The 3,139-nt window shown below is 73.4% G+C and carries 2 protein-coding genes; one reads left to right on the top strand and one right to left on the bottom strand.

Features of this window, described 5'->3' with window-relative positions; genetic code table 11:
* The first annotated feature begins 4 nt into the window (after window positions 1-4).
* Window positions 5-1,759: an ABC transporter ATP-binding protein gene (locus tag AOK15_RS40135; RefSeq protein ID WP_055524068.1), complete on the top strand. Its 1,755-nt coding sequence runs from the start codon at window positions 5-7 to the stop codon at window positions 1,757-1,759.
* Here AOK15_RS40135 and AOK15_RS40130 read toward each other — a convergent pair.
* Window positions 1,747-3,139 (bottom strand): aldehyde dehydrogenase family protein (locus AOK15_RS40130; RefSeq protein WP_055524065.1); only part of this gene is annotated, 1,393 nt, incomplete at its 5' end. The genes AOK15_RS40135 and AOK15_RS40130 overlap by 13 nt on opposite strands.

Raw genomic sequence — 3,139 nt, 5'->3', positions numbered from 1 at the left:
GTACATAGCCGAGCAGCAGCCCAACTGGCGGCTGCTGCTCGGCTATGTACGGCCCCATCGCTGGGCCCTTCTGCTGGGCGCACTGCTGTCCCTGGTCACCGGGGCGACCGGGCTCGCCCTGCCGCTGGTCGCCCGTGAACTGATCGACGACCTGTCCCACGACCGCGCCATCACCTGGGCGCTGCTGCTGATGTCCGCGCTGGTCGTGGGCAACGCGGCGGTGGGCGCCACGGGTTCGTACGTGCTGCGGCGCACCGCCGAGTCGGTGGTGCTGGGCGCGCGGCGCACCCTGTCGTCGTATCTGCTGCGGCTGCGGATCACCGCGGTGGACCGCAGCGAGCCGGGCGACCTGATGGCGCGGATCACCTCCGACACCACGCTGCTGCGCGAGGTCACCACCGACACCCTCGTCGGCCTCGGCACCGGCGGGCTCACGCTCGTCGCGACGGTGGTGCTGATGGGGTTCGTCGACCCGGTGCTGCTGGCCGTGACGCTCGGTGTGATCCTCGGCGCGGGGGTGGTGTTCGGCGTCATCGTGCCCCGCATCAACCGGGCCAGCCGAGCGGCGCAGGACGCCGTCGGGGCGATGGGCGCCTCGCTGGAGCGGATCCTCGGCGCGCTGCGCACGGTGAAGGCGTCCGGCGCCGAGCACCGCGAGGAGGAGGCCGTGCACGCGGCGGCCGAGGAGTCGTGGCGGCAGAGCGTACGGGCCGCCAAGTGGTCGGCGGCCGCGGGCAACACGGCGGGGCTCGCCATGCAGATCGCCTTCATCACGGTGCTCGCGGTGGGCGGCGCCCGCGTCGCCACCGGCGCGATCGACGTGGGCACGCTGGTGGCGTTCCTGCTGTACGTGTTCTATCTGATGTCGCCGATCCAGCAGGTCGTCGGCGCCATCACCCAGTACCAGACCGGTGCCGCCGCGCTCGCCCGCATCCAGGAGGCGCTGCGGCTGCCCGCCGAGCCGGCCGCCCGGCCCGCACCGCTGCCGGGCCCGGACACCGAGCCCGCCGCGGTCGCCTTCGCCGACGTCCGCTTCCGGTACGCCGACGACCTGCCGTATGTGCACCACGGGGTGACGTTCGAGGTCCCGGCGCGGGGGATGACCGCGTTCGTCGGGCCCTCGGGCGCGGGCAAGACCACCGTGTTCTCGCTCATCGAGCGGTTCTACGACCCGGAGGCGGGCGTCATCACGGTCGACGGCCGGGACGTCACCGCGTGGGAGCTGTCCCGGCTGCGGGCGGCGATCGGCTATGTGGAGCAGGACGCGCCGGTGCTGTCCGGCACCTTGCGCGACAACCTGCTGCTGGGCAACCCCGAGGCCGACGAGGGCGAGCTCGGCCGGGTGCTGAAGACGACCCGGCTGGACGGCCTGGTCGCCAAGCTGCCGCAGGGCCTGGAGACACTGGTCGGCCACCGGGGCACCAAGCTGTCCGGGGGTGAGCGCCAGCGCGTCGCCATCGCCCGCGCGCTGCTGCGGCGCCCGCGTCTGCTGCTGCTCGACGAGGCGACCAGCCAGCTGGACGCGGTCAACGAGGCGGCGCTGCGGGACACGGTCGCCGACGTGGCCCGGACGACGACGGTGCTGGTGGTGGCGCACCGGCTGTCGACGGTGACGATGGCCGACCGCATCGTGGTGATGGACGCCGGGCTGGTCCGCGCGGTCGGCACCCACCGGGAACTGGTGGCCGCCGACCCGCTGTACGCGGAGCTGGCGGCCACACAGTTCCTGGCGTCCGACCCGGTCGCTCAGAACGGGTAGTGCGCCTGCTGGGTGGACATGGTCACCCAGCGGGTGTTCGAGAAGGCCTCGATGCCCCAGCGGCCGCCGAACCGCCCGTAGCCGGAGGCCTTCACACCGCCGAAGGGCACCTGGGGCTCGTCGGCCACGGACTGGTCGTTGATGTGCACGATGCCGGTGCGGATCCGGCGGGCGACGGCCAGGCCGTGGGTGGCGTTCTCGGTGATGATGCCGCAGCTCAGGCCGTTGTCGGTGTCGTTGGCGAGCTTCACGGCGATGTCGTCCGCGGCGAACGTCTCCAGGACGCAGAGCGGGCCGAAGGACTCGGTGTAGTACAGGTCGGCGTCCTTGGGGACGTCGGTGAGCACGGTCGCCGGGTGCACCGCGCCCTCCGGCCGGCCGCCCCCGGTGAGGACGGTGGCGCCCTTGGCGACCGCGTCCTGCACCAGCGCCGCGATCCGCTCGGCGGCGGAGGCGGTCACCAGGGGCCCGACCACGGTGTGCGGGTGGCCGGGGTCGCCGGCGCGCAGCGTGGCGACCTTGGCGGTGAACTTCTGCGCGAACTCCTCCGCCAGCGACTCGTGGACGAGGATCCGGTCGCCGGACATGCAGATCTGCCCGGCGTTCATGAAGACGCTGAAGGTGACGGCGTCGACCGCGTAGTCCACGTCGGCGTCGTCGAGGACGATGACCGCGTTCTTGCCGCCCAACTCCAGGACGGCGGGCTTGAGATGGCGGGCCGCGTGCTCGCCGATGATCCGTCCGACGTTGGTGGAGCCGGTGAAGTTGACCGCGCGCACCCGCTCGTCGGAGATCAGCGCCTCGGCGATCCCGGCCGCGTCCTCGGGCGCGTTGGTGATCACGTTGAGGACGCCGTCGGGCAGGCCGGCCTCCCGGAACACGTCGGCGACTAGCAGGCCGCAGGCGATGGGCGCGTCCTCGCTGGGCTTGACGACGACGGTGTTGCCCGCGGCCAGCGGCGCCGCGACGGCCCGTACCCCGAGGATGACGGGCGCGTTCCACGGCGCGAACGCCGCGACCACGCCGAGCGGTTCACGGACGGCGAGGCTCAGCGCGCCCTCCTTCTGGGAGCTGAGCACCTCGCCGCGCGGGGCGGTGATCGCGGCGGCCGCCTCGCGCAGGATGTTGGCGGCGAGCATCACGTTGAACAGCGCCCAGGGGCGGGTGCCGCCCGCCTCCCGCGCCATGATCTCGGCGACCTGCTCTCCCCGGCCCTCCAGCAGTTCGGCGGCCTTGAAGAAGATCGCCCGCCGGGCGAAGGGGGCGAGGGCCGCCCAGTCCTCGAACGCCGCGTCGGCGGCGTCCACGGCCCGCCGGACGTCCTCCGGACCGGCCGCCGCGACCGGCCGCACCACCGAGGACTTCGAGCCGTACACCGGG

Source organism: Streptomyces ossamyceticus (genome assembly GCF_001418475.1).
In the GTDB taxonomy this organism is placed as follows: Bacteria; Actinomycetota; Actinomycetes; order Streptomycetales; family Streptomycetaceae; genus Streptomyces; species Streptomyces ossamyceticus.
This window is presented reverse-complemented; position numbering and strand designations above follow the sequence as displayed.